Annotated in this window: 1 pseudogene; it reads left to right on the forward strand. The window is 40.7% G+C overall.

The window, feature by feature from the left end:
• Nucleotides 1-241, forward strand: a pseudogene (locus CD152_RS09390) (hypothetical protein); the annotation flags it as partial.

Consider the following 241-nt stretch of genomic DNA (forward strand, 5'->3'; position numbering starts at 1 on the left):
GTATCACTGTTATCAGGAAAAGATGATCGTCGAACGCATCAATGATGCGGTTGTAAAGGAACATGGTTACCCTGTCATTGAAAAGCATAAGGAACGTGGCACATCAGTTACGATTAAAGAGCAGAAGCTCAAGGATAAAGGCGAATATATATGGAAAGATGATCTAAGAGCACGTATCGATCAGGCATTCGAAAAAACAAAGGATAGCCTTCATTTCGATTTAGAGCGCTTTAAGGCGCAT

The organism is Macrococcoides caseolyticum, assembly GCF_002902665.1.
GTDB lineage: Bacteria > Bacillota > Bacilli > Staphylococcales > Staphylococcaceae > Macrococcoides > Macrococcoides caseolyticum.